This window comes from Bradyrhizobium sp. LeoA1Lang, assembly GCF_055413685.1.
Window position 1 is genome coordinate 1 of the sequence record NZ_JBVAPG010000297.1, and the last position, 5,128, is coordinate 5,128.

General features: G+C 58.2%; 4 protein-coding genes. 3 read left to right on the plus strand and 1 reads right to left on the minus strand.

Translation table 11 applies throughout. The annotated features are described in order from the left end of the window. The coding region (locus ACZYOF_RS42035; RefSeq protein ID WP_463719421.1) for a tetratricopeptide repeat protein at positions 1-1,354 on the plus strand (1,354 nt) is incomplete at its 5' end. 233 nt (positions 1,355-1,587) lie between these two features. Beyond that, complete coding sequence (locus ACZYOF_RS42040) at positions 1,588-2,058, plus strand: MarR family winged helix-turn-helix transcriptional regulator (protein ID WP_463719422.1); 471 nt, start codon at positions 1,588-1,590, stop codon at positions 2,056-2,058. A 118-nt stretch (positions 2,059-2,176) separates the two neighbouring features. Here ACZYOF_RS42040 and ACZYOF_RS42045 read toward each other — a convergent pair whose 3' ends face one another. Then, a complete protein-coding gene (locus ACZYOF_RS42045; protein WP_130584076.1) occupies positions 2,177-3,778 on the minus strand; it encodes a porin in 1,602 nt (533 codons plus the stop codon). 657 nt (positions 3,779-4,435) lie between these two features. Between ACZYOF_RS42045 and ACZYOF_RS42050 the strand changes: the two genes are divergently transcribed. Further along, positions 4,436-4,633, plus strand: coding sequence for a hypothetical protein (locus ACZYOF_RS42050; protein ID WP_463719423.1), 198 nt, complete (start codon positions 4,436-4,438; stop codon positions 4,631-4,633). Positions 4,634-5,128: the final 495 nt, after the last annotated feature.

The window sequence follows — 5,128 nt, forward strand, 5'->3', positions numbered from 1 at the left end:
GCTTCTCATAGTTAGCAAGCAGTTGATCCAGCAGTTCAGGTGTAATCGTCGTGTCGGTCGTCATGTGAGTCTCCTCGGTAAGGTAAACTCACAGAAACCTGCTTACACATTCTTTCTGACACCCTCAACCGAAGCGTCTGCGGCAGCTCCTTCCGCAGATTTGGCCGTTGAGGTAACAACGGCACCTGCCTCACGCGCTGAACCAGATCAAAGAACTCCGCGTCTCTTCTTCACGGCCATATCGTCCCGCTGGCGACTTGCGGCGGTCATCGTTTTGTCATTTGCGGCACTCGGGTTTGCCGCTCTCGGCGTGCTTGACCAGCGGTCCCTGAAGCCGTCCCGCCAGATCGATCTCGTTCACTCCGGCAAGCCTCCCTACGAACCCTCGCCTGAAGCGCGGGACCTTTATTTGACAGGCGTCTACCATCTCGGCACCCGTCAATCGAACGGCCTCACGCGCGCAATTCAGTACTTCACTGAGGCCACGATCCGCGACCCGCACTATGCCGTTGCCTATGCGAAGCTTGCGGACGCCTATAATACGATCAGCCAATTCACGCTCATGCCTGCGGACGAAGCCTACCCCCGTGCCAAGGCTGCGGCCGAACGGGCCATCGCACTGGACCCTGATCTGGCTGACGCATATGCGTCGCTCGCGTTCACAGAGTTTTACTGGTCAAGGAATTTCACCCAGTCGCGGGAGCTTTTCGAGCGAGCGATCGCGCTTGATCCCTCCTCCGCTCAAACGCGTCACTGGTATGCGCTGACACTGATGCACAGCGGCAGATTCGACATTCCCTTGCGGGAAATCACCAAGGCGCAGGAGCTCAATCCAGAATCCCGCGTGATCTTGGCCAACAAGGCGCTCATTCTGTTTCACGCAGGCCGGTCCACTGACGCCGTCACGATCCTGCGGCAGCTTGCAGATGCCGAACCGAACCTTCGCGCGCCTCCCGAATATCTCGCGACGATCTATCTCAGTCAGCAGCGCTATCAGGACTTCTTGCGTGAGTATCGAACGGCTGCCGAGATGACCAAGAACAACGCGCGCATTGCAATCGCGACCGCCGCTGAAAATGGCCTACGCAGCGGCGGTGAACGAGGTCTCCTGGAAGCGATGCTCGCCGAACAGAAACGCCAATACGCCCTCGGCAGTGAACCCGTCTACAAGCTCGCGGTGAGCGCTGCACTCCTCGGCGACATTGATTTGGCCCTCCAGTATCTCGAGGAATCGATCAGGCGGCAGGAACAGGATATTCTTGGTATCCTTATCGATCCTGCATTCAAGGCGATGCGGGGGACAGCGCGATATCGTCAGCTCGTGGACCGAGTGGGGTTCGCAAGTTCAGACTGAGCAAAATAATGTTTGCTGGATAATCCATTTTCACTGACGTGCACGAGCCTCCGCAGTTTCTCTCGCGAGGCTTTCTACAGAGTTACTTAAGCAATTAATCAGGTCGAGGAGCCGCGAGCTTCCTTGTAAGAGCGCAAGACAAAGGCCGCAGCAGGCAAGCCGAATCTCCTTTACAAAACCTGAGCGCGAGATCAGTATCTCCACACGCGGAGATTTCACGTCGGCAGGTTTCCATGAGAAACTACGAAGCGGGCCGCAGGTTCATTTCGGAAGTCACCGCAATGGTCAGTCGTCTGGAGGCCATTCGCCACTACTGGGCGCAGCATCTGGGCATAACCGATGCTCAGTGGATCATTATTGTTGCCTTGGCCGAGTTAGACGGACGCGATGGTGTATCCATCGAGGCCATAGCGAAGACACTGCAGGTGAATACATCTTTTGTCGTGAGGCAATTGAATCTGTTGGAGAGAGCGGGTCTGCTTCAACGTGAGTCCCCCTCCTCGAACACTCAGCTAGCAACTCTCTCTTTGACAGAAGCTGCCTACTCGCATCTGGCGATGCTGTCGTCTGAACAAGATGCGCTGCATGAGCTAGTTCTGGCTGAGTTTGGGCGCCCTGAACTCGACAGGGTGATCGACAGGCTCGCCAGTTTGAACCATCAGCTTGAAAAGGCCGCGGCCGAAAAGGCCCCGTTACCTTCGTAGCGCAGTCTATCCGAGGCCACGTCCTCACTGCACCGCATACTAAAAGCCCTGTCGCGCAAACAGAACCCCCGGCAATCGCTTGCCGGGGGGCTTGATTAAGTTTCGTGTGAAACGAGGATCAGAAGTTGCGCTGAACGCGGACGTTCAAGCTGAACGTATCCTGATCCTTGAAGTCGTACCGAGCGGTCGGCATCGGCGCCGACGGGGTAAGGATAGCAGAGCCAGTGAACTTCTGGTCGAGGTGGAACCACATGAATTCGCCCGAGAACGTCAGGTTCTTGACCGGGGTCCAGCGGGTGATCGTACCGAGCTGGGAGACGTTGAAGTCGGGGTTACAGCTGAAGTCGGCACTGGTCGCTGTGAGGCGGGCAGCAGTGAAGGTGGAGCAGACGAAGAATTTTGCCGTGTTATCGTAGCTCACGCTGGAGTAGCTGCCGAACAAGCTGCTCGACCAGTAGGGATCCCAGTTGTGGTTGAACGCACCACGGACGCCCCATGCTGTCGTCAGATGGATTTTCCCATCAGCACCAAACAACGGACCCGCCAAGCCAGCCGGTGCATATACTCCGTCCGTCACCGCCCCGAAGCCGATGCTCCCGAAGGAACCGAAATTACCGCTACCGAACATCGAGAACGGGTTAGGCGATGTCGACGACGTCGAGATCACCTGCTTGGTGTTACCCTTGGCAAAGGTGGCATCGATCTTGAAGTCGTCGCCGGGACCGGTCGGGATGTTCTTGATCTGCAACGCAGCCATCACCGCGCCGCCCCACTTGGTGTCGGGGTGACCGGAGAGTTCAGACAGATTGGTCGGCGCCGCACCCGGCAGACCGACCGCACCGGCAGGAGCACCGACCGTATTCAGGACATTGTAGGAGCCGTTGACTTCATGCGCCGAAGCCGAAATCTGGAACAGACCCCAAGCCTGGTCGATGCGGATGTTACCGACGACGTCGGGCGCATGCACGCCGGCATAGGCGTTGGCGACAGCGCCCTGTGACGTGAGCGGCACGGTCAGGTTGGCCACGACGGTGCGGTCGAAGACGGTCGGATCATCGAGGCCGATGGTGCCCGACACGCCGTTGCCGAACTGCGCGGTGTACTGGATGTTGTTCACGCCGGTGACGGTGTCATGACCGCCGAGCAGGAACGACGAGTTGTTGCCCGGATAACCATGCCACGGCGTCGCGTAGGCCGATGCCGACTTACCGAAGGTGAAGCCCGCGAACTGGATGAACACGAATTCGACCGCGACATAGCCGCCGCCGGGAGTGTCAAGCAACTGAGAGCCCGCGACCGGGAGCGAACCGTTGATCGAGTTCGGGTTGGTGGTGCTGCCGCCGAGCGTCGAGAACTGGAAGTCGGCTTGAGCGAAGGTACGGACCACGCCATATTCGGTCGCGGTGCGGGTATCGACCGTCAGCGCCATACGGGAGCGGGCGGCGAAGTAGTCGGCATACCGGTTCTGCTGACCGAGGTCGCCCGACCACGCCGGCTGATTGTAGATGCTGCCGTTGAACGTGGTGTCGACACGCAGGTAACCACCGATCTTCATGCAGGTGTCGGTCCCGGGGATGTACCAGAAACCGGCGCCGTAGAGCGAACAGATCCTCACGTACTCGACCGCTTTGGCCTTGACGGGAAGATCGGCCGCCTGTGCCCCGCCCATGGCGAGCAGACCCGCCGCTGAGCCGAGGATAAGGCTCTTAACCATCTTCATGTTAAACCTCCAAGTTGCTCTGTAAGGAAGAGCTGCGGATCCGCCGGGTAAAAACCCTGAAGCTGATTCCCTAGTCCCCCCAAAACCCGTCAAGCCGCTTCGCGCTTTCGGACTCCCGCGAAAACGCGAGGGACTTAAGCGAACCACCAAGAACGGGACGACTTCGGGATGCCCCCTCCGTCGCTGTTCCATAAGAAACGAAGGTCTCCAAACGCGCAACAAAAGAGAGAGGAGTCCGCAGGTACCTCCGCTTCTTTTCGGACGCATGTTGCACAAATATCACGGCGCTGTGAGTGTGCGTGATCGACCAACGCACTGAAATAATTAGCTTATTTTGCCTCAACGCCCGACTGAAATTTAGGCACTCACCAGAAGGGAACTCGATAGCGCGTGCGCGGGGAGGTTTACGATGGCACGAGATGATCCCCACAGGAGAATCATCGAGGAGAATCATTCTTCCTTGAAGTCGCCGATCCATTGATTGCCGGTCGCGCTGGACCCATGCCTCGCAGACCCGCCAAAACCTTGCCAACCGTCTGTATGTTAACGCCTGTTCACGGATCTCTTGTCTCTGGCACGGCCCCGAAACATCATCCAACGCCCTTTCCGGCGGCGACCGTAAAGCGCCCGCAAAGGGGCTGACGAAGACGCAGGCGTTTGACCAAGATCTTGGCCGAACGCGCCGCCGAAAAGCGCGACGCCGGTGAGGTGCTAATCCGCGAGGCGGACGCTCTCGCCGCCGAGAGTTCGAACAAGCGCATGTGGGCTTATGGCGGGCCGATCGATCGACCAGGCGATCAACGCGAGGTACGGCTGGCTCGAGATCAAGTGCTCGCGCTGCAAGGTACCGCGTAGCAGCGCGCTCGGCTCCAGCCTTGGCTTCGCCCGCATCGTATGGCGCAAATTGGTGCGCCATGCAGCAAGGCCGGGACTTTGGCTAGCGTTGCAGGACACATCGCCCGGTCTGCGCCATTGATCTACGTCGATATGTGGTTCTTGCCGTTCTTCCCTTTATTGCAGGCGGCCTTGGCACCAGCGCGGGCGAGCTGAAAACCTTTCGGATTGTTGTAACCCCGCCCCGATCGGATCGAGACCCGCACTACGCTGCTATCCAACGTCTTCAAGGAGGAAAAATATGCTGAATATGCGAACGCTGTTGGCAGTCGCCATACTTCCATTCCTTGCAACCTCATCATCGGCGCAAACAGGACAACAGACGGATAGGACTAGCATTACAGTTGTTTTTTTAGTGGGTTTCTGAATCCATGGGCAACCATGATTCGAAGATCGTGGACGCAGGCAGCGTCGATTGAGGAGACGCTTGCGTTGTGGGCGGCGTCGCTTCGGGAG

Excerpts from the sequence above, each read along its gene's own strand:
- ACZYOF_RS42045 (WP_130584076.1), bottom strand. The coding sequence starts at position 3,778 with ATGAAGATGGTTAAGAGCCTTATCCTCGGCTCAGCGGCGGGTCTGCTC.
- ACZYOF_RS42040 (WP_463719422.1), top strand. The coding sequence starts at position 1,588 with ATGAGAAACTACGAAGCGGGCCGCAGGTTCATTTCGGAAGTCACCGCA.